Genomic DNA, 26703 nt, shown 5'->3' on the forward strand with positions numbered 1-26703 from the left:
TTGAATAGTCAGGAGTCAGAATATGTGTAGCACTTGCGGTTGTGGTGAAGGTAATGTCAGCATTGAAGGCGTAGCGCCTCATTCACACGATCACCACCATCACTCTCACGACCATGATCATCACGACCATGGCCATCACCATCACGGTCATCACCATCATCATGGGCATGATCATCATCATGAACACAATGCTACTCCAGCGAATACTGTTCATAAATATATTGATAAGTCTGAGCAAAAGCATAAGCACAATTACGAAACTCATGGTCAGCCTATCATTATTCATCATCACCATTACCATAATAGTGGCGATGTTCATCTCCATTTTTATCATGATGCACAGCAAAATGAAGCCCAAGTGTTCCATGAGCATCGTCATGGGCATGACGATCATCATGCACATTCTCATGAACATACTCATAGCCATGAACATGAACATAGCCATGCTCACGAACATAGCCATGAACACGAAGAACAATTTAGTCCAGTTATTGATAATGACAACATGCATTATGGGCAAGGGGAAGCTGGTACTCATGCTCCCGGAATTAGCCAAAAACGAATGTTAAAAATTGAGATGGATGTACTGGATAAAAATAATCGAATTGCCGTTCATAATCGTGAACATTTTGCCCAGCAAAATGTATTGGCGCTGAATTTAGTTTCAAGTCCCGGCTCCGGTAAAACAACGTTGCTAACTCAAACGTTAAAACAGCTAACGCAACGTGTACCTTGTGCGGTGATTGAAGGTGATCAGCAAACGACGAATGATGCTGATCGTATTCGTGAAACCGGGGTTGCTGCTATTCAAGTCAATACGGGTAAAGGTTGTCACCTTGATGCACAAATGGTGCATGATGCTACCCATCAATTAGGTTTAAAAGACAACAGTATTCTCTTTATTGAAAATGTTGGCAATCTGGTTTGCCCTGCTAGTTTTGATCTGGGTGAAAAACATAAAGTGGCTATCCTTTCGGTAACGGAAGGGGAAGATAAACCATTAAAATATCCACATATGTTTGCCGCTGCAGATCTGATGATTATCAATAAAATTGATTTAGTACCACATCTTAATATCGATGTGCAAGCGTGTATTGAATCAGCGCGTCGCGTCAATCCTAATATTGAGATCATCGCATTATCTGCGACAACTGGCGAAGGTATGGAAGAGTGGTTAGCTTGGTTGGAGAGCCGTTTATGTGCTTAGGTGTTCCTGCCAAGATAGTTGAGGTGGGCAATGATGTCCACCAACTCGCTTATGCTGAAGTCAGTGGCGTAAAACGTGCCGTCAATATCTCTATGGTTTGTGAGGGTGACCCGTCAGAGTTATTAGATAAGTGGGTGCTTATTCATGTTGGATTTGCCATGAGTATTCTTGATGAACAAGAAGCTCAAGATACTCTGGATGCATTACAACATGTATATGGTGTTACCCTTGAAGAGGCTGATGATGCAATACGTTGATGAATTTCGTGATCCCGAATTAGCCAAAGCATTATTAGCTCAAATACGTGAAACTATTTCACAATGGCCTCATCCCATCACTCGCCCATTACAGATTATGGAAGTATGTGGCGGACATACGCATGCCATTTTTAAATTTGGTCTCGACCGCTTATTACCACAAGAGATTGAGTTTGTTCATGGTCCCGGTTGCCCGGTATGTGTGTTACCTATGGGGCGCATTGATGCTTGCTTAGAAATTGCAGCCCGTCCAGAAGTCATTTTCTGTACTTTCGGTGATGCGATGCGGGTGCCCGGTCGTCATGGTTCAATGCTTGATGCTCGTCGTCGCGGTAGTGATATCCGTATTGTTTACTCACCGCTTGATTCATTAAAAATTGCGCAAGATAACTCTGATAAACAAGTGGTATTTTTTGGCTTAGGTTTTGAAACTACCATGCCAAGTACGGCGATGACGCTGCAACAAGCGAAATTACGTGGACTGAAAAATTTTTCGCTATTTTGTCAGCACATTACTATCGTACCGACTTTACGTTGCTTATTAGAGCAAGAAGATGTACGTATTGATGGTTTTATTGCCCCCGGTCATGTCAGTATGGTGATTGGCTGCACGCCTTATCAACCTTTATGTGATGAATTTGAAAAACCCTTTGTGGTGACAGGTTTTGAACCGTTGGATTTATTACAAGCTATACTGATGGTAGTAAAACAGCTTAAAGCAAAAGCTGAGAATGCAGATTATGTTTTAAGTATTGAAAATCAATATAGTCGTATTGTCCCTAATGAAGGCAATAAACTTGCGCAAAAAGCATTGAAAGATGTTTTTATGCTAAAAGAGAGCAGTGAATGGCGTGGACTTGGGGAGATCCCTATGTCTGGTATTCAACTAACACCCGCTTACGCTGAGTTTGACGCTGAACGACGTTTTACACCAGCACCACAACAAGTGGCTGATAATCCACAATCACGCTGTGGCGATGTATTAACCGGACGATGCAAACCTTCTGATTGCCCATTATTTGGTAAAAGTTGTACACCAGAAACGGCATTAGGTGCCTTAATGGTGTCATCAGAAGGTGCATGTGCGGCTTATTATCAGTATCGCCGTGAAGGTAATATATGAAACAACCTGATGAAATCACCTTAGCTCAAGGAAATGGTGGGCAAGGTATGCAACAACTTATCGAAGGGCTATTTTTGAAAGCATTCGATAATCCATTATTGAATGAAAAAGAAGATCAGGCTCGTATTGCATTAGCCGATCTCACAGCACAGGGCGATCGTCTGGCATTTAGTACCGACAGTTATGTGATTGATCCGATCATTTTCCCAGGTGGAAATATTGGTAAATTATCTGTTTGCGGAACCGCGAACGATCTTTCTGTAGGTGGAGCTGTACCTCGCTATCTCTCTTGTGGTTTTATTTTAGAAGAGGGACTTGCTTTTGAAACGCTAGAAACATTGGTGATGGCGATGGCAAAAGCCGCACAACAAGCAGGTATTCAGATTGTAACGGGGGATACCAAAGTGGTTCCTCGTGGTGCTGCGGATAAGATCTTCATTAATACTGCGGGTATTGGGGTGATCCCAAGTAAAATTGATTGGGCAGCGAGTCACATTAAAGCCGGCGATAAGATCATCGTCAGCGGTACAATAGGCGATCATGGTGCCACTATCTTAAATTTACGTGAAAATTTAGGATTGGAAGCTGATCTGCAAAGTGACTGTGCCGTGCTTGAACCAATGATCGCGCCTTTACGTCAAATTGACGGTATTCGTGCATTACGTGATGCAACTCGTGGTGGCGTGACCGCTATTTTACATGAGTTTTCTCAAGCCTGTGGCTGTGGCATGAATGTATATGAAAACAAATTGCCAATGAAACAGTCTGTACGTGGTGTGTGTGAATTATTAGGGCTGGAAGCACTCAATTTTGCTAACGAAGGTAAAATTGTATTAGTCGTGTCACCGCAAGCAGAAAAACAAGTTCTTGAGGCTTTACATCAACATACTTTAGGTCAAGATGCTTGTACCATTGGTGAAGTAACTGAAGAGCGTTATATTCGTTTAACGGGAATTTTTGGCACAAGTCGTATTTTAGATCTCCCTTATAACGAGCCATTACCCCGTATTTGTTAATTAAATCAAATCACTCAACTGATCTTTTAAATACTCATAAGTTATTTCTCTGTTACAGAAGTTTGTTATAACGCAAACTTCTGTCATTTATCTTAATTCTGATCCTTTGATAAAAATATTTTTGGAGTAACATGTTCGACCAATCCTACTGCGTGGAGAGGGTCTCTCGTGGGGGTAAGTTCTAGGGAAAAACATGTCTTGGTCAGAATTTAAATCTCAATACCTGATCCGTTTCTGGAAGCCTCTTCCGGCGGTTATTGCAGCAGGTATCTTATCTACTTACTACTTTGGTTTAACCGGCACTTTCTGGGCAGTTACTGGTGAGTTTACTCGCTGGGGCGGTCATGTGATGCAATGGTTTGGTGCGCATCCAGAAGAATGGGGTTACTTTAAAATCATTGGTCTTGAAGGGACACCACTCACTCGTATTGATGGGGTAATGATTATTGGGATGTTTGGTGGTTGTATTATGGCAGCACTTTGGGCCAATAATGTCAAACTTCGTCATCCTCAACATAAAGTGCGTATTCTTCAGGCCGTTTTGGGCGGTATTATTGCCGGATTTGGTGCACGTTTAGCCATGGGGTGTAACCTCGCGGCATTCTTTACCGGTATTCCTCAATTTTCATTGCATGCTTGGTTCTTTGCTGTTGCTACTGCTATTGGCTCTTATTTTGGTGCCAAACTTTCATTAATGCCACTATTTCGTATACCGGTAAAACTGCAAAAAGTCAGTAAAGCATCACCTATTACGCAAGATAAACAACGTGCAAAACGTCGCTTTCGATTGGGGATGGTTATCTTTTTTGCCATGATCGCATGGTCATTAATCATTCTATTTGATTCACCCAAACTCGGCTTTGCTATGCTGGGGGGAATTGGCTTTGGGATCTTAATTGAACGTGCGCAAATCTGTTTTACTTCCGCATTTCGTGACTTATGGATAACCGGTAGAACGCATATGGCGAAAGCGATTATTATCGGTATGGCGGTAAGTGCGGTGGGTATTTTTAGCTATGTACAATTAGGTGCTGCACCGAAAATTATGTGGGCCGGTCCTAATGCAGTTATTGGTGGTTTGTTGTTTGGTTTTGGTATCGTGCTTGCTGGTGGTTGTGAAACAGGCTGGATGTATCGTGCAGTTGAAGGGCAGATCCACTTTTGGTGGGTAGGTTTAGGTAACGTGATTGGTTCAACAATACTGGCGTACTATTGGGATGATTTTTCTGCGGTACTGGCTACCGACTACGATAAAATCAACCTATTAGATACCTTTGGTCCAGTTGGTGGATTAGCCATCACCTACCTGCTACTTGGTCTCTCTTTTATATTACTACTTTGGTGGGAAAAACATTTCTTCCGCAAAAGAGCGCAACAAGCGCAAGCGCTTTCAACACAAATTAATAAGGAAATCGCATGAACGAGAAAAAAACCATAGTGCCAGATTATCGTCTTGATATGGTCGGTGAGCCTTGTCCTTATCCTGCGGTGGCAACATTAGAAGCGATGCCGTCACTGAAAAAAGGTGAGATCCTTGAAGTGGTGAGCGATTGTCCTCAGTCTATTAATAATATTCCCTTAGATGCGAAAAACTACGGTTATACCGTATTAGATATTCAGCAAGATGGGCCGACAATACGCTATTTAATTCAAAAATAGCGGCGGAATAATTGATAAAAAAACAGCCTGATCATAGCGTGAGATAGGCTGTTTTTTTGTACTATGATATCGGGTGATAAAATTACTCGGCTTCACCACCAAGTACTTCGATAACCCTTTCAATTAGCGCGCTTAGTTCACCTGTCATTAAGACAAAATCGGCATCAAAACGCTGGGCAAAATCGGCTTTATCAATATCATCGTTTTGCTCACGCAAGGTATCACTAAATTTAATGCGCTTGATAGAGCCATCATCACAAAGCATGAATTGCAGGCGATCTTCCCAATCAAGAGAAAGTTTGGTGACAAACTTACCGGCTTCAATATGAGTGGCAATTTCATCAGAGACAAGCTCTTGTTTCTTACAACGTATCACGCCACCTTCTTCTAATACCGCTTTAAGCTCGGCTTCATCCATTAATGTAAAACCAGCAGGGAGTTCACCGGAACGAACCCATTGTGTCATTTTTGATTCGACAGACTCATTAAAATTGAGTGGCACCACGGGTAGCGAACCTAATGTTTTACGCAATAAGGCTAAATTATCTTCGGCACGTTTTGCACTACCTGAATCAACAATCACTAATTGCTTATCTAAATCTAACCAAATAAAGGTTTGTGAGAATTTGCTAAATGCGCGAGGAAGTAACGTGTGGACAACTTCATCTTTTAATGTCGCTTTTTCGGTTTTCTTTAATTTACGACCTTGTTCACCCTCTAACTTTTCAACTTTATCTTGTAGCGCTTGCTTAATGACGGTGGCGGGGAGGATCTTATCTTCTTTCCGTGCGCACATCATGACTTGTTTACCTGCAACATGGATAAGTGCTTCGCCACGATCACCCATAGGTGAAACCCAACCCGTTTTGGTCATATCTTGGCTACTACAAGGGGTGAATGCTAATGAAGCCAGCTGTTGTTCTAACTCATCCATTGACAGCGCTATCTCTTTATTTAAGCGATAGACCAAAATATTTTTAAACCACAGCATCTGACATTCCCCTTAATCATGATTAACAGCAATATGATACTGAATGTTAGCAGTATCTAAAAGGTAATATCCTTTAAAAGAAATTTATTATCGGCTCACAGTATAAAAACAGTGTTCAAGCTGAATCGAATAATTAGTAAAATTACTTTATGAAAATGAGTTTTATTCTTATTTGTTGCTAATTAACTTATCGTTTTACGGGAGAAATAATCTAAATCTCAAGAATTGTCGTAATGTGATAATTATCACGTAGTTGGGTTTTTATCCTATTTTTGAACGCTTTCTTTGCAACACTTTCAGATTTATCTCTGCATTAATTTACAAAAGAAAATTTATCTTGACGATTTGATGTGATTTTTATCACAGTTTTAAGAAAAAGTAACAGGTTGTTTTTCATGGTAACGATGGTGATCTAAATCACAAATATAAATATTTTTTTGCGGAAAATTGACAAAAACGCATAAATAGCCTTTTTATGTTAACTATGGTTATAGTTTAGCTTTAGTTATGATTAATAGAATCCGTCGTTCATAAACAAACATTGATTAGAGATTGTAATTAAACCTTACTCTTGTCCTATCTTGGTTGATATTTTTAGTTAATTATCCTTATAAAGTGTGTAGGTCATTCATTACTGCGAGTTAAATTGTAGTTAAATTTATTTTTAAGCTTATTTAAATAACAAGTAAATATAAAAATAGAAAATTATAGAATTGAGATAATAATATTTAAATCTTTAGGGTTATTTATTTAGTGGTTAAAAATAATACGTCCTTTTAAATATATTAAATAGCAAGGTAAATTTTTTTATTAGCAAAAACATTAGCTATGTAACAAAATGAAATATAAAAGAAAAATTAAAAAATGGTATTTTGAAAAAGTTGATTAAGTTCAAAAAATACGTATCTTTAAGCTTAATTGTGAAGCTCATCACTTAGGTATGTAACCATGAAAATATACTTTGATGTAATTGTGGGCTATATCACGAAAGTTAGGCTTTTTTTTGAGTAACATGCCAGCGAAAATTCAATGCTCTACTCGATTCGTGGATAGAAATAAAAGCAATGCCCTTATTTAAATAGTAATGAGGACATTATTTTTGTGTCTTATTGGTGAATATCTCTGTGTCAAGGAAATTAAAGCCTGTAAGAAAATTAAGTAGAGTAATAATAGCAGTTATAAAAATGAACGGTTGTAAAAGCGATTTTCTTGTTTGAGATCCGTGGCGGCGGCTCTTTGAACTGAAATCAGGGTTAATCATAGACGGCGGTATTATTTTTAACCTTAGAAAGAAAATCATAAAACTATAGAAAATAGATGGGTATTTTAATCATGAAAAGCTTAAAGCCTTTAGCAGCGCTGGTAGGTTTATTGGTTCTGTCGGGATCTGCAAACGCAGTAAATGTGTACAACGATAAAGGTACACGTTTTGATGTTAACGGTCAGTTCCGTTTAAAAACGCAAGTGACAAGTAAAGATCATGAAATGCGTATGCGTGATGATGGTAGCCGTATCGGTTTCTTTGGTTCCCATGAACTGACTAACGATATCAAAGTGTTTGGTAAGTTAGAGTGGGGTTCAGATACTCAAAAAACCAACAGTGATAACAAATACACTAACTTTGAGCTGTACAACCGCGTTGGCTATGTCGGTTTTTCTCATCGTGATTATGGGCAAATCCAATTTGGTCGTACTTATATCCCAATTGACTGGGTGAAAAAATCAAGCTACGGCTATGGTAATACAGGGGTATTTTACTTTAGTGATGTATTAAGTCGCTCTGTCGGTAGCCAAAGTAATGGTGTTGGTAAAAACAACTTTATGACCCGTTTACCACAAACTATCTTTATTGAAACAAACCGTTATGAAGGTTTTAAATTAGCAGCAACTTTAACGGGTAAAGATGGTAAAGATGAGAAAGATGGCAAACCAGGCGATCGTAAACAAGGCGATATTCGTCACGCTTACTCTATTGTTGGTTTCTATAAATCAACCTTTGGTTTAGAGTTTGATGGTGGCTATTCATCAGCAACTGGTGAACAAAACTTTTACGATGGTCCTAATAAAGGTAAGCAACCAGAGAACAGTATCTTAGCATTCGGTGCTGAATACTTTTTCCCAGGTCGCGAATTCTCTATCGGTATCGACTATGGACAATCTCGTGGCAAAAACTCAAGCAACGTAATTGCACAAGGAGAGGCACCAACAAGCTCATATTCAGTTAAAGGCGATTGGAAAGCGAATTTATATGGTGTTGGTGTGAAATGGCACTGGGATCGTATCGAAAGTGGTATGTATGCGGGTTATTACCTGCGTGATGGCGATGCTAACACTTTCAACTACAAAAAAGAAACCTATACTGTGGGTGTAGATAAACGTTTTGCGGTATCTAAATACAACAACTTACGTTTATTCGCTGAAATGGCATATGATGATGCTCGTAGCGAAAACCCAGCTTATGAAGATAAAAAACAATATATCTTTGAAACTGGTATGCGTCTGTACTTCTAGTTTTATCAAAGCAAGTATTGTTTGACAGAAGTAATAAAAGGAGAGCAACTGTGCTCTCCTGTTAACCAATATATAAGGGGTGTGTAATGGTTAAGAATGTGTTGAAAATCTCAACATTAGCAATGTTGGTCGCATTCAATGTGAATGCTGCGACAGTCGATCTCCGTATTATGGAGACTTCGGATGTTCACAGTAACTTAATCGACTTTGACTACTTCAAAGACAAACCAACAGAACAGTTTGGTTATGTTCGTACGGCGAATTTAATTAAAGCCGCGAAAGCTGAAGCAACCAATGCGATTTTAGTGGATAACGGTGACTTGATCCAAGGTAGTCCACTGGCTGACTATCAAGCAGCTAAAGGCTTAGAGAAAGGGGAAGCTCATCCAGCGCACCAGTTAATGAATACCATGGGGTATACCGTAGGTAACTTTGGTAATCATGAATTTAACTATGGTTTAGATTACCTGAAAAAAGCCATTGCGGGCGCTGAATTCCCATATATCAATGCCAATATCATGGATGCGAAAACAGGCAAAAACTATTTCACACCTTATATCATTGTTGATACACCAGTAAAAGATCGTGATGGCAAAGAGCACACTATCAAGATTGGTTATATCGGCTTTGTACCACCACAGATTTTAATCTGGGATAAAGCCAATCTGGATGGAAAAGTCGTTGTCAATGATATTACAGAAACAGCGAAAAAATTCGTTCCTCAAATGAAAAAAGAGGGTGCGGATCTGATTGTGGCTATCCCTCACTCTGGTTTCTCTTCTGAACCTTATAAAGCTATGGCTGAAAACTCAGTCTATTATCTGAGTGAAGTTGATGGCATTAACGCTATTATGTTTGGTCATGCTCACGGCGTATTCCCAAGTAAAGAATTTGAAGGCATTAAAGGTGTTGATGTTGCTAAAGGCACTGTAAATGGTGTTCCAGCAGTAATGCCAGGCCAATGGGGTGATCACTTAGGTGTTGTCGATATGGTTATCAATAACGACAGCGGCAAATGGGTGATGACCCAAGCAACAGGTGAAGCGCGTCCTATCTTTGATAAAGCAAACAAAAAAGCATTAGTTGAACGTGATGCCGAGTTAGCGCAAATCATTGAAAAAGCACACCAAGGTACTCGTGATTTCGTCGGAAAACATATTGGTAAAGCGTCAGCTAATATGTATAGCTTCTTAGCTTTAGTACAAAGTGATCCAACGGTACAAATCGTTAACGATGCACAGGTTGATTATACTAAACACTTTATTCAAGGTGATCCGAACTTAGACGGCCTGCCAGTATTAGGTGCAGCAGCACCATTTAAAGCCGGCGGACGTAAAAATGCACCTGCAGACTTCGTTGAAGTAGAAAAGGGTGACTTAACATTCCGTAACGCAGCAGACTTATATCTGTATCCAAATACATTAGTGGTTGTAAAAGCAACCGGTGCAGATGTTGTTGAGTGGTTAGAATGTTCAGCGGGTATGTGGAACCAAGTTGATCCTAATTCAACTAAACCACAATACTTAATCAACTGGGATGGTTTCCGTACTTATAACTTCGACACTATCAGTGGCGTAGAGTATAAAGTTGATTTAACTCAGCCTGCTAAATATGACGTTGATTGCCAAGTTGTCAATAAAGATGCAAACCGTATCAAAAATGTCACTTACCAAGGCAAACCTATCGATCCTAAAGCAACTTTCTTAATTGCAACCAATAACTATCGTGGATACGGTGGTAAATTTGCGGGTACAGGTGAAAGCAATATCGCCTTTGCATCACCAGATGAAAACCGTGCAATTTTAGCTTCTTATATTGCTAAGCAAACGAAAGAAAATGGCGAAGTTGCAACAAAAGCTGCGAATAATTGGTCTTTCTTACCGATTAAGACAGATAAACAATTAGATGTTCGCTTTGAAACTTCACCAAGTGAAAAAGCCGCTAACTTTATTAAAGATTTTGCTCAGTATCCAATGACCTTTGTGGAAAATGACGATATCGGTTTTGCAATTTACAAAATCGACCTAACTGAGAAGAAATAATCTTATAGACCTGTCCATTCGGGCAGGTCGTTCTCATGTTTTGGCGTGAAAGAGGGTAGTTATTGCTCTTTAAGGGGATTTTATGCGCTTTATAAAGCTATTACCTGCTATTTTAGCTGTTATTTTAGCGGGTTGTGTGACACAAGCACCTGAAGTTAAACAACCATTAAAACCGCAAGCAAAATTAGTTGAAGGCGTATCTTGTATTTTACCTGATGCACCTACTGCCAATTATGACTATATTGCGACAAATGATCGTTATGGTCAAAATAGTAAAGCATCAACAGATTACTTTAAATTAGCCATTAATTACTCACCGGCTTTTTGTGATTATAAAAAAAATAATATTAAGCGTTTAAATAACGATAACGAAAAAGAGCGTGCTAAACGCGAATTCGATAAATTTGAAATCCAGTGTTTCTCAGATAATAAATTTGGCTGGATTGTTCATGGGCTATGGGCTGAAACCTGCGATGGTAAATCATGGGATGAATGCCGTGACTGGAAAGACATACGCAAGCATCCTCGTTTATGTAAAGGGGATTTACCACCATTAGAATACTCAGCGATTAAACCTTACTTATGTTCATCACCGGGTATCGATTTATTGCAAGGTGAATGGGAAAAACATGGCGTTTGTGCCTTTGATACGCCAGAAGCATTCTTTGGTCAGCAACAAGCGTTATTTGACGCATTAGTGTTACCAGAAGGCCGCCCTTCAAATAGTGAATTGATTAAGTTCTTAAAAGAAAATAATCCATCATTGAAGGATAAAGAAATTCAAATTAATCGAGATGAATTCTATATTTGTTATAGCAAAGATTTCGAAGTGATTGATTGTCCGAAACGTGAATATTGATCTAGGGATAAAACTTAAATGAACCATAAATATAAACTCGTAGCCCTTGCAGTAAGCTCCGTCTTATTAGCAGGTTGTGCTAAAAATTATGACGAAGCGAACGTCGTTGATGTCCGTGTGATTGCACTCAATGACTTCCATGGTGCATTAAAAGCACCAGGTCCAAACAAGCCTGGTGGTATTGAGCATATGGCTACGCTGGTCAAAGAGCTGAAAAAAGATAACCCAAATAATATTGTGGTAGCTGCCGGTGATATGGTTGGTGCTAGCCCACTGTTATCTTCAATGTTCCATGATGAGCCAACTATTGAAGCGCTGTCATTAGCAGGTTTAGAAGCAACTTCAGTGGGTAACCACGAATTTGATAAAGGTATGGGTGAGTTACTGCGTAAGCAAAACGGTGGTTGCCATCCAGTTACAGGTTGTCAAGGTCCTACTGAATTTAAAGGTGCTGATTTCCAATATTTAGCGGCTAACGTGACTGTTAACGAAACAGGTAAAACGTTATTCCCTGAATATGTGATTAAAGAGTTCAATGGTATTCCGGTTGCCTTTATTGGTTTAACTTTAGAAGGTACTGCGGCTATCGTGACACCAAAAGGAACTGAAGGTTTAAGCTTCCACAATGAAGCAAAAACAATCAACGCTTTAGTGCCTAAGTTACAAGCTCAAGGTGTACAGGCGATTGGTGTTCTGATCCACGAAGGTGCTGCACAGCGCCGTGATGGTGGTCCAGTAAATATCAACGCATGTAATGGTATTACAGGTAAAGTACTTGGTGTGGTTGAACAATTAGATCCAGCGGTTGACTTTGTTGTAACGGGTCATACTCACCAAGCTTATAACTGTACTATTAACGGTAGATCAGTGACTTCTGCACAATCTAATGGCGCCATGTTAACGCGTATCGACCTGAAATTAGATAAAACAACGAAAGATGTTGTTGATGTAGAAGCGCGTAATATTTGGGTTGATAACCGCAAATATGAAAAAGATCCTGCTGTCACTAAACTGTTAGAAGCTTACGAGAAAATTGCTACACCATTAGCGAACCGTATTATTGGTAAACTAGAAGGTAACTTAACCAAGCAAACTAACGATGCGGGCGAATCGGGTCTAGGTCAAGTTATTGCTGATGCCCATTTATATACGGCAAAACCAAAAGATATGGGTGGCGCACAAATCGCCTTAATGAACAGTGGCGGTATTCGTGCTGATATGACGGGTGGTGATGTTTCTTATAACGCTATTTATACCGTACAACCATTCTCTAATGTACTGTTAACACAAACATTAACGGGTGAGCAGATCAAACGCTTATTAGAGCAACAGTGGGATCGTTCACGTCCACAAGTATTAGCGGTATCGGGTAATTTCCAATATACATGGGACAGCAAAGCACCTGTTGGACAACGTGTGATTGTTGAATCAATGCGTATTGATGGTAAGCCTGTGGATATGAAAGCGAATTACCGTGTAGTTGCAAATGAATACTTAGCAACAGGTGGTAGTAACTTCTCTGTACTGAAAGAAGGTAAAGATCCGGTTTACAGCGTGCCAGATGTTGATGCAGTAGTGAAATACTTTGCTGAGCAGTCACCTATTGCTCAACCAAAAGCGAACAACATTACTCGTAAATAACATATTTTCATACGCCTTGTGAAAATAGCACCTCTTACGAGAGGTGCGTAACTAAATAAAGAGAGCAAAGTGTTGAACACAAAGGGTCCATCCCTACCTTTGTATTCATTACGCACTTTGCTCTTTTTTATGTTTTTTTACTCATGGGTTGCCAATAAGCTGGAACTGTATTTATTACATATAGGCTCTCATGAAAATTTTTATTGCTCCCTTTATTATTTGTCGAGGGCAAAAAAAAGCCCACAGAGGCTGTGGGCAAGGAATGAAAATAAAAAGAGGGTATTTGGATCAGATGTCTATATTAAAGTCTATTATTTGAAGATTTTAAAACGAGCGTCATCTTCAATATAATTTTTCTCACTTGCTTCTTGTTCGATAGAGCCAAAGACCATTTGTGCTCTTAATTTCCAATGGCGAGGAATATCCCAAGTTGCGTGAACCTCATCATCAATAATTGGATTGTAGTGTTGCAGTGATGCCCCTACATTTTCAGCCGCAAGGGCAGTCCAGACAGAAAGCTGAGCCATACCACTGGCTTGCTCTGACCAAACAGGAAAGTTTTCAGCATACAGTGGGAACTGCTCTTGAAGCCCTTTAACGATATCAGTATCTTCAAAATAAAGGATGGAACCTGCACCGGCAGCAAAGCTATTAATTTTGGCTTCTGTTGCGCTAAATGCATCCGCAGGGACTAATTTTTTCAGAGTATCTTTAACGATATTCCATAGTTTCTGATGTTGTTCACCAAATAAAACAACAACACGAGAAGTTTGTGAGTTAAATGCGCTAGGGCTTTCTTTAACCGCTTCTTTGATAATAGTGGCGACTCTGTCTTCGCTAATAGGCAGTTGATTACCTAAATGATAAATTGTTCTACGTTTTTTCATTAATTCTGTGAATGCGTTAGACATGCTTATCTCCTTGATAAATATAAGCGTTTAAAGCTGTTTAGCCTGAGCTAATCTATGCACATACTATAGACGCTGTGGGTGATTTATTGATATCTAAAAATTTTAACCACTTACATCAAATTATTAGAGCTAGTCTTTAACTGATTGATTTTCATTGCTCTTATTACCATATCTAAACTCTGGTGCTAGCTGACTTATCCCTAAACCCCCCGCTTTTTTCACTTTTATTTGTACCGGAATACGCTCTTTCATCGCTTCAACATGACTGATCACACCAATAATTTTGCCAGAAGCATTAAGGCTATCTAAGGCATCTAAAGCAATATCTAGTGTATCAGGATCGAGAGTGCCAAAGCCTTCATCTAAAAAGAGTGACTCAATTTGCGTCTTATTACTGACTAAATCAGATAACGCTAAGGCAAGGGATAAGCTGACTAAAAAACTTTCTCCACCAGAAAGTGTACGTGTATCGCGTAGAGCATCTGCTTGCCATGTATCGGCAATCTGTAATTCAAGGCTACCTGTCGTTTTGCGTTGTAAAAAGTAACGACCATGTAGTTTTTCTAAGCGACGATTAGCCAGATAGATAAGATGGTCGAGGGTTAACCCTTGGGCAAAGCGACTAAATTTATCACCAGATGCAGAGCCAACTAACTCATTTAAATAACTCCAATCATCATAATGCGCTTGCTGTTTGGCTATTTGCGCTAATAGTGTTTGTTGCTCTATCCGTTTTTCATCATCTTGGCGTAATTGTATTTGCAGACTAAATAGTGTTTCTTGCAACGCTTTGTGTTGCTTTGCTAAGTCGTCTAAATGGATATTACATTGCTCAGCAGTACATTGTGTTGAGAGTAATGGTTGTTGTAATAAATGTTGTTGATAGGCTTTTTCTTGAGTCTCAAGGCGCGTTTTTTCTTGTAAAAGTTTATCAAGTCGCTGTTTTTGCTGCTCTTGCAGACGTGTTCTTTCCTCTACCGATAATAGAGAGGCTAAAAAGTCATTTTCATCGGCAAAAAGACTCTCTTTTAACGCGTGTTGATAGTGTTCAGTGGCTTGTTGTGCTTGTGTTATTGCTCGTTGTAGGGCTTTTTCATTCTCTTGATATTGGCCAATTAATTGATTAAGTCGGTTTTCTAGTTGGTTTTTTTCTTGAGTATATTGCTCAATCTGGGTTTGTAAAAATTGGCTATGTTTATCAAGTTCACTGCGTACCTGCTCTACAGATTGTGAACCAAATAAGGCTTGTCGTTGATCCTGCCATTGTGTTTGTTGGTGCTGTTGTTGGCTTAATTTTGCCAATAGTGCCTCAAGCTCAGCCTGTTTTTCTGCTAAATAACGTTTTTTTTCATTTTGCGTCACTTGCTGCTCACGTAGGCTTTGTTGTAATAGCTGAAGCTCTTTTAACTGACTTTGATATTGCTGGTGCTCTTGTTGACGAGCCGCCAACCATGGCGTGAACTGCTCAAATTCAGGGAGTGTATAGCCTTGTTTTTCAATCGCTGACTGAATATGTTGTGCTAATTGTTGTTGCTGTTGGTGCAAGTGCTCGCTTTGTTGCTGATAGGTTTTGATTGTTTTTTGCAAATAATCTAAATCATTTTGCTGTTGCTTAACCGATTGTTGTTGTTGATTAAATTGCTCTTTTGCATTGAGAAAATGCGTATTCTTTTGATGTGTTTGGGCTTCTAATTGCTGATAACTGTCAAGTTTTTCTGTGAGAATAAGCTCTTGCTGATTTAATGATTGTTCTAATGTCAGTAAGTTATCTGCATCATCAACTAACGGTAAATGGTGTGCTTGTGCTAACGTCTGCCACTGTTGGGTCAGTACGCTATTTTCTTGGGTTAACTGAGCGATATTGTCACTCAAGGTGCTATTTTGTGAGCCATAGTTTACCAGTTGAGTTCGCTGTTCGGCTAAGGTGACGGTGAGTGAATGCACCTGCTGTTGTAATGCTTCTAAACGTAGCTTTGTCTCATCTGGTTTGATGTCATGATAGGTTTCTACATAAGGATGTTGTGTTGAGCCACATAGAGGACAAGGTTTATCTTTCAGTAAACGTGCGCGTTCTTGCTCATATTCGGCGACTTTTTGTAGCAAAAGATAGTTGTCATTTAAATCTTTAAGATGTTGTGCTTTCTCTTTTAGTACCAGATCATTTTCTGCAATCGTTTGGGTTAGAGTCGCTATTTTTTGCTGATTTTCACTCAATGTAGTTTGATAATGTTGCTGCTCTTTGCCATTACGTTGTAATTGAGTGTGTAAATTTATAATTTTTGCCAATGCATTTTTTTGCAGATTAATTTGTTGTAATCGCGGTTTTATTTCATCGGGTTTGTCTGCTTTTTGACGCGCTTCCAATTGTGTTTGATAAGATTGTAGTTGCTGTTGCTGTAAATTAAGTTGCTCTTGTTGGGTGGCTAATGTTTGGGTAGCTTGTTGTAATGCTTTTTCCAAACTTATGACTTTTTCCTGCTCTGCTGTTTCTCGTTTTTGGTTGGCAAGATATTGGTTTGATATTTCATTATATTGCTGAAAATAGTGTTGCCATAAGGGTAGATTTTCCGCAAGTTGTGCATGATAGGCGTGTTGTGTTAAGTCGTTATTTAATTGATTAACTTGTTGTTGTGTGGTGATTAATTTTTTCTCGGCTAACTGAGAATGTTGCAGATATTCAGCGCATATTTTTTCTAATTTATGCTTGTGTTGGTTATTAGTACTAATTTCTTGTTGTAACAGCACCAATTGATTATCTAAAGGCAGTACCTTCTCACGAATTAACTGTAAAGTGTGCTGTTTTTTCTCATGATGCGTTTTTAATTGTTCATGAAAGTCTGCCAATTTTTTATTGATAGGTAGGCTTTGTTGTTCAATAGCCTGTTTTTCTGTTTTTAAGCTTGTTAACTGTGTTGCTAAATAGTTTTGCTCTGTAAGACGACGATTTTTTTCATCATAAAGAGGGCGAATTTTTTCTGCTGGCTCATTTTTTTCTAAGCGTTGAATATCGGGTTGAGCAATAATTAATGCCTGTTGAGCCTCATAGAGTCCCGCTTGGGCTGATTGTTGTTGCTGCTGAATTTCTAGCGCTTTTTCTTGCCATTGCTTAGCAACTTGGTATTCCTGTTGCTCTTTTTGTAACCTTGTTACTTGTGCTTGAATATTGGCTTGTTGTGTTAATAGCTCTTGGCGTGTTGTTGCATCCAATAATGCCATCATTTGAGCTTGTTGTTTTAGCGTGTTTAAAGCCTGCTCTTCTTCGCGCCAATGTTTAAAAATTGTTTGTGAAATATGGCGATAGATATCTGTACCAGTAAGCTCTTCAAGTAGCTCTGCACGAGATTTGTCATCAGCGTTGAGAAATGCAGCAAATTGCCCTTGTGATAACAACATGGATTTAGTGAAACGATCGAAATCTAATCCGGTGATCGAGATTATTTTTTCTTTTACTTGGCTAATTTTATTGGCTAAAACTTTATCTTCACCGCCTAAACGATTAATTTTTGCTAACTCAGCCTGTGGGGCTTGTAAGTTTCCCTCTTCTTTATAATTCGCACGACGTTGTTCCCAAAATGCCCGATAGGCAACCCCTTTAACTTCAAATTCCACTTCAGCTAAACATTCTGCAGTGTGACGAGTCATTAATTCATTTTGAGATTGGGTTACTTTATCTAAGCGTGGCGTTCTGTGATATAAGGCTAAACTAATTGCATCTAAGAGCGTGGTTTTACCCGCACCTGTCGGGCCTGTAATGGCAAATAGCCCATTGCTAACAAAAGGCTCTTGATCAAAGTTAATTTTCCATTCGCCTTTGAGTGAGTTAATGTTTTTAAAGCGCAGACTTAAGATTTTCATCGTGCGTTGTTATCCTCTTGCTCTGCCATTTCAACCGCTTGCTTAAAGAGTGTGGTTAACCGTGTTTTGTCTTCCTCGGTTTCAAACTGGTGTTGAGCTAAGCGCCTTTCAAATACATCATATACAGTCAGTTCAGTTAGGGTTTCTTTCTCATTTTGCATCAGTGCTTGATGTTGTTTTCTCGCTCTTCTTAATACGATCACTTCAAAGAGTGGCGATTGAGTTAGCTCTTGAATACGGTTTTGAATATCACTGAGATAATCTTGAGTTGAAACTTCAATATCTAGCCAAATCGTGGTATCCATTTCATTATATTGTGTTGCTAACTTTTCGAGTTGTGTGGCAATTTCTTGTAACGAGCCTGAAAGAGTGCGTAATAGCTGAAACTCAGGGATGGGTAATAGTGTCATTTCCGCTAATTTATCTTGCTCAAAATCGATAAGACAAACACTTTTCTGTTGTGCACTTTCATCAAAACTTAATGGAATAGGTGAACCACTGTAGCGAATATGACCCGATTTATTGACGCACTGTGGACGATGAATATGACCAAGGGCGATATAGTCAAATGGAGGAAATAGGGTTGCGTTAAAGGCTTCTAATGTGCCGATATAAATTTCACGTACCGAATCGCTAACACTGGCGCCTATCGTTGTCAGATGCCCTGTGGCAATGATAGGGATGTTAACATTGAGTTGTTTTCGTAAGTCGAGCGCGGCTTGATATTGGCGTTGATAATAATCTGCGATCGCTTCTTTTAAAGCGCCCTGTTTGTCTGCTCCCGATTGCCCACTTTTGCTATTTATCATATCTCTAGGGCGTAAATAGGGGATTGCACAAAGTAATGCTCCAGGTGTGTGATTTTTTTGATAAAGAATAATAGGGGCTTGTGGGGTTTCAGTGTGAACATTAGCAATGACGGTGGTATTTAAACACGCTAACAGTGATTTAGATTCATTTAGCGTTGCCACAGAATCATGATTACCCCCTAAAATAATCAGTTGGCACTGAGTATCTCTTATTGCGACGACAAATCGATTATAAAGCTCTCGGGCATAACTGGGGGGGGAGCCAGTATCAAAGATATCCCCTGCAACAATAACTGCATCAACTTGTTGTTCACGGATTTGTGCTAATAGCCAATCGAGAAATTGTTGGTGCTCTTGGGCGCGAGTTTTTGTAAAAAAATATTGTCCTAAATGCCAATCTGAGGTGTGAATAATCCGCATTGCTATCCCTTAATGTTAACTGCCGTCAGTATAGCGCACCTTACTTTTTTAGTGAAAATCCACCTATGAGCTACGTATTTTGAGTGAAATTACACCAATTTTAGCCTTATTTACCTTAACAATGACACTGTATTCCAGTATTGTCATAGTCAGTCATAAATCTGTCATAAAAGTGCCTCATAATCATTATGACCCTCTATATAAATAACACAGGATAGAGTATGGCAAGGCGTATTCTTGTTGTTGAAGATGAAACCGCAATTCGAGAGATGATCTGTTTTGTATTAGAGCAAAATGGTTTTCAGCCTATTGAAGCTGAGGACTATGATACTGCATTGAGTTTTCTGATTGACCCTTACCCTGATCTGGTTTTATTAGATTGGATGATCCCCGGAGGCTCGGGTATCCAAGTGATTAAACAGATGAAGCGTGAAAATAATACCCGTGATATTCCTATTATTATGCTAACAGCAAAAGGGGAAGAAGAAGATAAAGTCAAAGGTCTCGAAACAGGCGCAGACGACTATGTGATTAAACCTTTTTCGCCTAAAGAGCTGGTGGCTCGGGTAAAGGCTATTTTACGACGATTGTCACCGATGTCGGCAGAAGATGTGATTGAATTTAATGGATTAAGTCTTGATCCTGTTTCACATCGAGTTACCAGTCAAGATAAACCCATTGATATGGGGCCTACCGAATTTAAACTTCTCCACTTTTTTATGACCCATCCCGAACGTGTATATAGCCGAGAGCAGTTGCTAAACTATGTTTGGGGCACCAATGTTTATGTCGAAGATCGTACTGTCGATGTACATATTCGTCGATTGCGTAAAGCTATAGAGCAAGATGGCCATGACCGAATGATACAAACGGTACGAGGAACGGGATATCGTTTCTCTGCTCGATTTTGAGTTGATAAGGGAGTAATTAACTGGTGTTAGAACGACTCTCATGGAAAGCCCTCGTGTGGGGGCTATTTCTATTTTGTTTACCTGCCTTTGTATTATCACTATTTATCGGCCACCTTCCTTGGTTGCTCGTGGTCTCATTACTGAGTGCCTTGATATGGCACGCCTATAATTTAATGAAATTATCTAAATGGTTATGGCTCGATAGATCGGTATTACCCCCAGAAGGGAAAGGGGGCTGGGAGCCTATTTTTTATGGTATACGACAAACACAGCAACGTAACCGTAAACGCCGTCGAGAATTAGGTGATTTAATTAAGCGTTTTCGTAGCGGGGCGGAGAGCCTACCAGATGCCGTTGTGATGATCACTAATGAAGGAAATATCTTTTGGTGTAATAGTCTTGCTCAGCATCTTCTAGGCTTTCGTTGGCCTGATGATAATGGACAAAATATTTTTAATTTATTGCGCTATCCCGATTTTTTACATTATTTCACCGTCGCCGATTTTAGCCGCCCTTTAACTATTGCATTAAATAATGGTGCTATTGTTGAATTTCGGGTGATGCCTTATGCGGATGATCAACGTTTAATGGTTGCTCGCGATGTGACCGAGAAGAATAAGTTAGAAAATTCGCGACGTGATTTTTTTGCTAATGTGAGCCATGAATTAAGAACACCTTTAACGGTTATTCAAGGCTATCTTGAGATGATGGAAGAGAATACCGCAGAAAACCCGGCTGAACATAAAGTGATTAAGACCATGCAAGAGCAAGCAAAGCGTATGGACTTATTAGTACAACAACTGTTACAGCTTTCACGTATTGAATCTGCGCCTCATATTGATTTGAACACGGTTGTCGATATGCCTGCGCTATTAAGCGTGCTTGAGCATGACGCGCACTCATTAAGCCAAGAACAACAAAATATCATCTTTGATATTGACCATAAATGGGCTGTTCGTGGTAATGAAGAGCAATTGCGTAGTGCCGTATCTAACCTTGTCTATAACGCCATAAATCATACCCCTGAGAGTACGACTATTCGCGTGAGTTGGAAAAAAGTACCACAAGGTATGTTGTTTAGTGTGTCAGATAATGGGCCGGGTATCAGTGCTGAACATTTAACGCGCTTAACCGAACGTTTTTATCGTGTAGATAAAGCGCGCTCCCGCCACACCGGTGGTACAGGGCTTGGATTGGCGATTGTCAAAAAGTCCTTACAACATCATCACTCAATACTGAATATTGAAAGTAAAGTCGGTGTAGGAAGCACTTTTTCTTTTATCATGCCGCAAACATTGTTAACAGAAAAAAAATAATTTCGTTTTTATTCTTATTTTATTAGTACCTTTATTACCTATTTTTAAAAGAGGTGATAAAGGTATTTTTGTCATATACCCATCAAATCAATATCAATAAAATCTAATATCGTAGCGTTAAATTTTAATATTATTAATTAATGGGAACTTTAATTGATGGCTAGATTGCCGTTTGGTGAGTGAAAAATATACAAATCATATCGGGGATAATTGGCGATATATAACAGTTATCACTGGCCTGAAAAAATACTTTAGATGATTATTCTGCTTTTTAGATCAGCTATTGCCTTTTTTCATTATAAAAGTTTTACTTGTGAGCAGTTATCGGCGCTTTTTTCTATTTAATATGTAATTGCTCTGTGTAAAATGATTATTCTTAAATATTATTCTGAATAACCCATCATGAAGCAAAATAGATACTGCTGATATTTTTGTTGTATTTACTTTATATAGTAAATGTAAATTAACCATCTAATAACGATATATTAACAAATCTTATGGCACATCGATTAACTTCCAGAGACATTCTGGCATTAGGTTTTATGACTTTTGCTCTATTTGTTGGAGCAGGGAATATTATTTTTCCCCCGATGGTGGGGTTGCAATCAGGGGAGTTTGTTTGGACTGCGGCCATTGGTTTTTTGCTAACCGGAGTTGGCTTACCTGTGCTAACAGTGGTGGCATTAGCGAAAGTGGGAGGGGGAATTGAAGCATTAAGCACCCCCATTGGTAAATCTATGGGACTTTTATTAGCAATAGTCGCTTATCTTGCTGTCGGCCCTTTATTTGCCACCCCTCGAACCGCAACGGTCTCTTTTAAAGTTGGCATTGCCCCTTTAGTGGGTGATAGTGATATTGCCTTACTTATTTATAGTGTTATTTACTTTTTAATTGTTATCGGTATTTCACTGTATCCGGGAAAATTACTTGATAGTGTTGGTCACATTCTGGCACCGATTAAAATTTTAGCCTTAGCTGTATTAGGTTTAGCTGCGCTATTTTGGCCAGCAGGAACGCCGATCCCCGCTACACAAGCGTATCAAGATATGGCATTTACCCAAGGTTTTATTAATGGCTATCTTACCATGGATACGTTAGGCGCGATGGTCTTTGGTATTGTTATTGTCAATGCGGCCCGCTCAAGAGGGATTGATAATTCGTCTTTATTAACACGTTATACTATGTGGGCGGGAATTATCGCGGGTGTGTTATTAACGGCGATTTATCTTAGTTTATTTAAGCTTGGTTCTGCTAGCGGCAGCATTATTCCAGAAGCAAAAGATGGCGCAGATATTTTACATGCTTATGTGCAACATACTTTCGGTAATTTTGGTAGTTTCTTTTTAGCTCTGCTTATTTTCTTAGCTTGTATGGTGACCGCGGTAGGTTTAACTTGTGCTTGTGCGGAGTTTTTTAGCCGCTATTTGCCTATTTCTTATCGTACATTAGTATTGATTTTGGCTGTATTTTCCGCGGTAGTCTCTAATCTTGGTTTAAGTAAACTGATTGCGTTCTCCATTCCTGTTCTGGTGATGATTTATCCTCCTTGTATTGTGATTATTCTGATGAGTTTCACTTTACGTTTTTGGCATAATCCAAGCCGTATTATTGCCCCTGCAATGGCAATAAGCTTATTTTTTGGCATTTTTGATGCCATTAAAGCATCCGATCATTTAAAACATTTATTACCGGATTGGGCGGCTAAATTACCATTAAGTGAGCAAGGATTAGCGTGGTTAATTCCTGTATTAGTGACTATTGTTATATGCGCTATTTACGATAAAGTAGCTGGCTCACAACATAAAAAAGTGATCCACTCTGGGATAAACAAATAATTAATTTTAAATAAATAACAAAAAGCGGGAAAGAATTTTTATCCCGCTTAATTTTATGTATTCAATAGACCTCTTTAATAATTTATCTGCCATTCACCAAACTACGCATGATGTTCTTTCTCCTGATCAAGCTTTGCTAAAATTTGTTCGACCTGTTGCTCAAAATCAGCAGGAAGTGGATTTTTGCCAAAAGATAAAAAGGGCTTACGGGCTTGGTAATCAACCGATGAAACAGCATTTCGGCCTTGTTGCATATAGGCATTAAGGAAAGTGATAAAACGGTGGTTTTCACTGTCGGTACTGGTTAGAAAACTGGAGTAGTGGGACACATTGGGGCGATAGAGGAGCGTTTTTAATTGGCCTGTTTTTTCATTAATGCCATATAGTTTAATTGCCAACATATTGCCCGCATAACCAAATTGCGCCTCTTTATAGCGGGTTAAACGCACTTTTCCCATGCCATAGCTATACAGTATTCCTCTTTGCCTATCAGCAATAAGGTACACAGGAGGTGTAAAGAAAGAGAGATAGCCAAATAGCCATAAAAAACCGGGGAAAAAAATTAGCCAGCCGATGACGAGGTATTTATCATATTGGCTATCAATAAAAAATTCACCGGAGTTATACGCTTTTATATACTCCCACCAGCTAATTTTTTCTGTTTCCCAAAAAGGTTGATATTTTAAAATAGATTTACGCTCAATCTCATTTAATGCGTTAATATCTTTATTATTTTCAAATAAATATTGAGACATGCTTTCTAGCTCAGCTTTGGCTCCAATATGCCCTTCCATAAAATTAAATAATGTATAACAAGCCATAACTAAAAGAACGATAAAAAAGGGTATTGTATTGGTGAGTTGGCTATTGCGCTGTGGTGAGTTAATTACACAACGCTGTTGATTAACTGCCTCTAAAAACACTAGCTTTTGAGGTGCTAAAGGATCATCATAGTGATGGCTTTCCGCAATTAATGGTGTGGTTTCTAATTGCTCTGGGTGTTTTGATACTGTGCGTAAATTGGTCATTCCGTACCTTCCTTATCAATTTTACGCATGGTGTTCTTTCTCCTGATCAAGCTTTGCCAGAATCTGTTCGACCTGTTGCTCAAAATCAGCAGGAAGTGGGTTTTTCGCAAAGCAGAATAGTGGTGCTCGTGCATAATAGTCACTTGTGCAGACTGCATCACGCCCTTGTTGCATATAGGCATTAAGAAAAGTAATAAAGCGGTGATCTTCAGTATCACTACTTAATAAAAAACCTGTGTAGTGAGAGACATTGGGACGATATATATGTATTCCTAGCTCACCAGTTTCAGGATGTATATAGAATAATTTAAATGCTAACATTTTACCGGCATAACCGAATTGAGTATCTTCATAACGGGTTGCCATCACAATGCCATCTACATAAGAATATAAGATCTGTCGTTTTCTATCAGCCACCAAATAGGTCATTGGCACAAAGAAAGCAAGGGAGCTTAAGATATATAATCCACTGGGAAATAAAACTAACCATGCGAGGACAAAATATTTGTCATCTTCACTACCTACAAAAAATTTACCTGAATTATATGCTTTGATATATTCCCACCAACTTATCTTTTCCTTTCCAAAGAAAGGTTTATATTTATTTATATCCCTAAGTACAACGCGATCGTTCCCTGTATAATAGGTACTATAATTTTCAATTTCTTTAATATTATTTTCTAAAGTATATTTTGTAATAATATGTCCTTCAATAAAATTAAATAGGGTATAAAACATCATTACTAGTAATACCAAAAACATCGGGACAGTATTCGTGAATCGACCATTGACTTGTGATGATTTAATCTTACATTCTTGGTTGTTGATACTTTGTAAAAATACGAGATCTTTTGGCGGTAAAGGGTCATCATAGTGATGGCTTTCATCTATTAAAGGGGAGGTCTCTAGTTGTTCAGGAACGTTAGATATCGTAAATGGATTACTCATTATTCCATATCCTCATCATGAATACAGCCATATATTTTATCGTCGGGGTTGCCGTTTCGGTAACCTAGTGGTGCTATTTTCCTTTTAAGATGATCTGCTCAGTAGGTGATAAATCAAAGCTCCATAAAGTAAGCTAAGAAAATTTAAGTTGCCCAAATCACTTTGGTCTGAATTCGTCTTGAAAGCAGTTTAAACTATCTAAATATTGTGCGACGAGGCAGAGAAAGATAATATTTGCTTTTTTATCCGCTCTGCATAGATATCATTTTTTGCATAATCTATAAATTCACTAATATTATGTGTTAGGTTGAGAGTTTTATAATACTCGATTGTACGTGAAATTGTCCACAATAGAGTATTAAAGTTCTCTATGTAACACATAAATATTGACTAGGTTGACCTATAGATTGAAAGTACACATAATTTTTCTTTAATACAGTGAAAATATTTATTGCTTAATCTTATGCTGTGCTAATATTGTTTTATTGACCATTTTAGTTCACAAGAAAAATATATGACTGTTGTTTTAACTAATGCATCAATTTTTAATTATACCCAGGTGAATGCCAGCACAATAACTCAAAGTGATTCCTTACCGAGCGAAATAATTATAATATATTATAAAAGCGACTATTAATAGAAAAATTCGGAGTCCAAAATAATGGCTTTTAAATATAAAATAACAATAATCATATTTTTGCTATCTTTTATTTTTTTTATAGTGTATGAGTTTTTTATTCCCGTTAAAGTCATGGAGGTACATAAAGATACGTATACTACCTCTATTCTGGTTGAGGATTTTCCGATAACTGATTATGGAAAAATAATATGGTGGAAAAACAACCAAGATGTTTTAGATAAAAAGTATGATTTATTTAAGGATAAAAATAGTTTATTTTTGATTTCTATATGGAATTACGGTGATGGATATTTAGAAGAAGGAAAATACGATCGATTATGTTTTACTGAAATTAAAAGTAACAAAAAATGTATAGAAAAAGATAAAGTGATGTCAATAATGTATTCTTTAAATGAAGAGGAAATTAGGATAGGTAATTCTGAATATATTAAAGATAAAAATGGTTCTTTTATAAAGAAAGACAAGGATGCTAATACAACTATCACTGCAATTCTTGATTGAAAAATTAGGTTTTAAACCGTTTGTGACCAATATAAAAGCAACTATTAATATAAAAATTCGGAGTCCAAAATAATGGCTTTTAAATATAAAATAACAATAATCATATTTTTGCTATCTTTTATTTTTTTTGTAGTGTATGAGTTTTTTATTCCCGTTAAAGTTATGGGAGTACATAAAGATACGTATACCACCTCTATTCTGGTTGAGGATTTTCCGATAACTG

The 26703-nt window shown here is 38.4% G+C and carries 20 protein-coding genes; 14 read left to right on the forward strand and 6 right to left on the reverse strand.

Going from position 1 to position 26703, the window contains the following annotated elements:
- Nucleotides 1-22: 22 nt before the first annotated feature.
- The 6 genes from hypB (at nucleotide 23) to yedF (ending at nucleotide 5262) form a co-directional block, all read left to right on the forward strand.
- Complete coding sequence (gene hypB / locus HMPREF3129_RS14820; protein WP_036919744.1) at nucleotides 23-1207, forward strand: hydrogenase nickel incorporation protein HypB; 1185 nt, start codon at nucleotides 23-25, stop codon at nucleotides 1205-1207.
- Nucleotides 1198-1464 carry a hydrogenase maturation factor HybG gene (gene hybG / locus HMPREF3129_RS14825; protein WP_036919746.1) on the forward strand — a complete coding sequence of 89 codons (267 nt, stop codon included), beginning with the start codon at nucleotides 1198-1200 and terminating at the stop codon, nucleotides 1462-1464. Before hypB ends, hybG begins: the two co-directional genes overlap by 10 nt.
- Entirely contained in the window at nucleotides 1451-2587 is a 1137-nt protein-coding gene (hypD, locus tag HMPREF3129_RS14830; protein WP_036919748.1) for a hydrogenase formation protein HypD, read from the forward strand. Before hybG ends, hypD begins: the two co-directional genes overlap by 14 nt.
- Complete coding sequence (gene hypE, locus HMPREF3129_RS14835) at nucleotides 2584-3603, forward strand: hydrogenase expression/formation protein HypE (protein ID WP_004245176.1); 1020 nt, start codon at nucleotides 2584-2586, stop codon at nucleotides 3601-3603. Before hypD ends, hypE begins: the two co-directional genes overlap by 4 nt.
- 193 nt (nucleotides 3604-3796) lie before the next feature.
- On the forward strand, nucleotides 3797-5023 hold the full coding sequence (yedE, locus tag HMPREF3129_RS14840) for a selenium metabolism membrane protein YedE/FdhT (RefSeq protein WP_004245174.1): 1227 nt from the start codon (nucleotides 3797-3799) through the stop codon (nucleotides 5021-5023).
- Complete coding sequence (gene yedF, locus HMPREF3129_RS14845) at nucleotides 5020-5262, forward strand: sulfurtransferase-like selenium metabolism protein YedF (RefSeq protein ID WP_004245173.1); 243 nt, start codon at nucleotides 5020-5022, stop codon at nucleotides 5260-5262. The genes yedE and yedF overlap by 4 nt, the downstream gene beginning before the upstream one ends.
- Nucleotides 5263-5344: 82 nt before the next feature.
- Here yedF and rdgC read toward each other — a convergent pair whose 3' ends face one another.
- Nucleotides 5345-6253 (reverse strand): recombination-associated protein RdgC, encoded by a 909-nt coding sequence (gene rdgC, locus HMPREF3129_RS14850; RefSeq protein ID WP_004245172.1) that lies wholly within the window; start codon nucleotides 6251-6253, stop codon nucleotides 5345-5347.
- A 1332-nt stretch (nucleotides 6254-7585) separates the two neighbouring features.
- On the opposite strand from rdgC, the gene HMPREF3129_RS14855 reads away from it, so the two are divergent.
- The 4 genes from HMPREF3129_RS14855 (at nucleotide 7586) to HMPREF3129_RS14870 (ending at nucleotide 13306) form a co-directional block, all read left to right on the forward strand.
- Nucleotides 7586-8764 carry a porin gene (locus HMPREF3129_RS14855; protein ID WP_223302909.1) on the forward strand — a complete coding sequence of 393 codons (1179 nt, stop codon included), beginning with the start codon at nucleotides 7586-7588 and terminating at the stop codon, nucleotides 8762-8764.
- An 86-nt stretch (nucleotides 8765-8850) separates the two neighbouring features.
- Nucleotides 8851-10806, forward strand: coding sequence for a bifunctional 2',3'-cyclic-nucleotide 2'-phosphodiesterase/3'-nucleotidase (locus HMPREF3129_RS14860; protein WP_004248998.1), 1956 nt, complete (start codon nucleotides 8851-8853; stop codon nucleotides 10804-10806).
- A gap of 82 nt (nucleotides 10807-10888) precedes the next feature.
- A complete protein-coding gene (locus tag HMPREF3129_RS14865) occupies nucleotides 10889-11665 on the forward strand; it encodes a ribonuclease T2 family protein (RefSeq protein WP_004245169.1) in 777 nt (258 codons plus the stop codon).
- A gap of 18 nt (nucleotides 11666-11683) precedes the next feature.
- Nucleotides 11684-13306, forward strand: a complete 1623-nt coding sequence (locus tag HMPREF3129_RS14870; protein WP_004245168.1) for a bifunctional metallophosphatase/5'-nucleotidase — start codon at nucleotides 11684-11686, stop codon at nucleotides 13304-13306.
- 311 nt (nucleotides 13307-13617) lie between these two features.
- On the opposite strand, the gene HMPREF3129_RS14875 is transcribed toward HMPREF3129_RS14870, so the two are convergent.
- The 3 genes from HMPREF3129_RS14875 to sbcD form a co-directional block, all read right to left on the reverse strand.
- Entirely contained in the window at nucleotides 13618-14217 is a 600-nt protein-coding gene (locus HMPREF3129_RS14875; protein WP_004245165.1) for a nitroreductase family protein, read from the reverse strand.
- Between the two features lie 129 nt (nucleotides 14218-14346).
- Nucleotides 14347-18072 (reverse strand): SbcC/MukB-like Walker B domain-containing protein, encoded by a 3726-nt coding sequence (locus tag HMPREF3129_RS14880; protein WP_070487110.1) that lies wholly within the window; start codon nucleotides 18070-18072, stop codon nucleotides 14347-14349.
- Nucleotides 18069-19301: an exonuclease subunit SbcD gene (gene sbcD, locus HMPREF3129_RS14885; RefSeq protein WP_004249003.1), complete on the reverse strand. Its 1233-nt coding sequence runs from the start codon at nucleotides 19299-19301 to the stop codon at nucleotides 18069-18071. The genes HMPREF3129_RS14880 and sbcD overlap by 4 nt, the downstream gene beginning before the upstream one ends.
- Nucleotides 19302-19522: 221 nt before the next feature.
- On the opposite strand from sbcD, the gene phoB reads away from it, so the two are divergent.
- The 3 genes from phoB to brnQ all read left to right on the forward strand — a co-directional run bounded on the left by phoB (nucleotide 19523) and on the right by brnQ (nucleotide 23363).
- Nucleotides 19523-20212 (forward strand): phosphate regulon transcriptional regulator PhoB, encoded by a 690-nt coding sequence (gene phoB, locus HMPREF3129_RS14890; RefSeq protein ID WP_004249004.1) that lies wholly within the window; start codon nucleotides 19523-19525, stop codon nucleotides 20210-20212.
- A gap of 23 nt (nucleotides 20213-20235) precedes the next feature.
- A complete protein-coding gene (gene phoR, locus HMPREF3129_RS14895) occupies nucleotides 20236-21528 on the forward strand; it encodes a phosphate regulon sensor histidine kinase PhoR (protein ID WP_036919752.1) in 1293 nt (430 codons plus the stop codon).
- A 497-nt stretch (nucleotides 21529-22025) separates the two neighbouring features.
- Nucleotides 22026-23363, forward strand: coding sequence for a branched-chain amino acid transport system II carrier protein (gene brnQ / locus HMPREF3129_RS14900; RefSeq protein WP_012367452.1), 1338 nt, complete (start codon nucleotides 22026-22028; stop codon nucleotides 23361-23363).
- A 101-nt stretch (nucleotides 23364-23464) separates the two neighbouring features.
- Here the strand turns inward: brnQ and HMPREF3129_RS14905 are convergent, their stop codons facing one another.
- Together HMPREF3129_RS14905 and HMPREF3129_RS14910 are read right to left on the reverse strand one after the other, a co-directional pair.
- Nucleotides 23465-24391, reverse strand: a complete 927-nt coding sequence (locus HMPREF3129_RS14905; RefSeq protein WP_036919754.1) for a hypothetical protein — start codon at nucleotides 24389-24391, stop codon at nucleotides 23465-23467.
- Between the two features lie 21 nt (nucleotides 24392-24412).
- The gene (locus HMPREF3129_RS14910; RefSeq protein WP_036919755.1) at nucleotides 24413-25339 is read right to left on the reverse strand and encodes a hypothetical protein; all 927 of its coding nucleotides are present in this window, start codon (nucleotides 25337-25339) and stop codon (nucleotides 24413-24415) included.
- A 661-nt stretch (nucleotides 25340-26000) separates the two neighbouring features.
- On the opposite strand from HMPREF3129_RS14910, the gene HMPREF3129_RS14915 reads away from it, so the two are divergent.
- Nucleotides 26001-26480: a DUF943 family protein gene (locus tag HMPREF3129_RS14915; RefSeq protein ID WP_070487112.1), complete on the forward strand. Its 480-nt coding sequence runs from the start codon at nucleotides 26001-26003 to the stop codon at nucleotides 26478-26480.
- Nucleotides 26481-26703 lie beyond the last annotated feature (223 nt).

The sequence above is a fragment of the Proteus sp. HMSC14B05 genome, from assembly GCF_001808035.1.
In the GTDB taxonomy this organism is placed as follows: Bacteria; Pseudomonadota; Gammaproteobacteria; order Enterobacterales; family Enterobacteriaceae; genus Proteus; species Proteus mirabilis.

Excerpts from the sequence above, each read along its gene's own strand:
- hypB (WP_036919744.1), top strand. The coding sequence starts at position 23 with ATGTGTAGCACTTGCGGTTGTGGTGAAGGTAATGTCAGCATTGAAGGC.
- hybG (WP_036919746.1), top strand. The coding sequence starts at position 1,198 with ATGTGCTTAGGTGTTCCTGCCAAGATAGTTGAGGTGGGCAATGATGTC.
- hypD (WP_036919748.1), top strand. The coding sequence starts at position 1,451 with ATGCAATACGTTGATGAATTTCGTGATCCCGAATTAGCCAAAGCATTA.
- hypE (WP_004245176.1), top strand. The coding sequence starts at position 2,584 with ATGAAACAACCTGATGAAATCACCTTAGCTCAAGGAAATGGTGGGCAA.
- yedE (WP_004245174.1), top strand. The coding sequence starts at position 3,797 with ATGTCTTGGTCAGAATTTAAATCTCAATACCTGATCCGTTTCTGGAAG.
- yedF (WP_004245173.1), top strand. The coding sequence starts at position 5,020 with ATGAACGAGAAAAAAACCATAGTGCCAGATTATCGTCTTGATATGGTC.
- rdgC (WP_004245172.1), bottom strand. The coding sequence starts at position 6,253 with ATGCTGTGGTTTAAAAATATTTTGGTCTATCGCTTAAATAAAGAGATA.
- HMPREF3129_RS14855 (WP_223302909.1), top strand. The coding sequence starts at position 7,586 with ATGAAAAGCTTAAAGCCTTTAGCAGCGCTGGTAGGTTTATTGGTTCTG.
- HMPREF3129_RS14860 (WP_004248998.1), top strand. The coding sequence starts at position 8,851 with ATGGTTAAGAATGTGTTGAAAATCTCAACATTAGCAATGTTGGTCGCA.
- HMPREF3129_RS14865 (WP_004245169.1), top strand. The coding sequence starts at position 10,889 with ATGCGCTTTATAAAGCTATTACCTGCTATTTTAGCTGTTATTTTAGCG.
- HMPREF3129_RS14870 (WP_004245168.1), top strand. The coding sequence starts at position 11,684 with ATGAACCATAAATATAAACTCGTAGCCCTTGCAGTAAGCTCCGTCTTA.
- HMPREF3129_RS14875 (WP_004245165.1), bottom strand. The coding sequence starts at position 14,217 with ATGTCTAACGCATTCACAGAATTAATGAAAAAACGTAGAACAATTTAT.
- HMPREF3129_RS14880 (WP_070487110.1), bottom strand. The coding sequence starts at position 18,072 with ATGAAAATCTTAAGTCTGCGCTTTAAAAACATTAACTCACTCAAAGGC.
- sbcD (WP_004249003.1), bottom strand. The coding sequence starts at position 19,301 with ATGCGGATTATTCACACCTCAGATTGGCATTTAGGACAATATTTTTTT.
- phoB (WP_004249004.1), top strand. The coding sequence starts at position 19,523 with ATGGCAAGGCGTATTCTTGTTGTTGAAGATGAAACCGCAATTCGAGAG.
- brnQ (WP_012367452.1), top strand. The coding sequence starts at position 22,026 with ATGGCACATCGATTAACTTCCAGAGACATTCTGGCATTAGGTTTTATG.
- HMPREF3129_RS14905 (WP_036919754.1), bottom strand. The coding sequence starts at position 24,391 with ATGACCAATTTACGCACAGTATCAAAACACCCAGAGCAATTAGAAACC.
- HMPREF3129_RS14910 (WP_036919755.1), bottom strand. The coding sequence starts at position 25,339 with ATGAGTAATCCATTTACGATATCTAACGTTCCTGAACAACTAGAGACC.
- HMPREF3129_RS14915 (WP_070487112.1), top strand. The coding sequence starts at position 26,001 with ATGGCTTTTAAATATAAAATAACAATAATCATATTTTTGCTATCTTTT.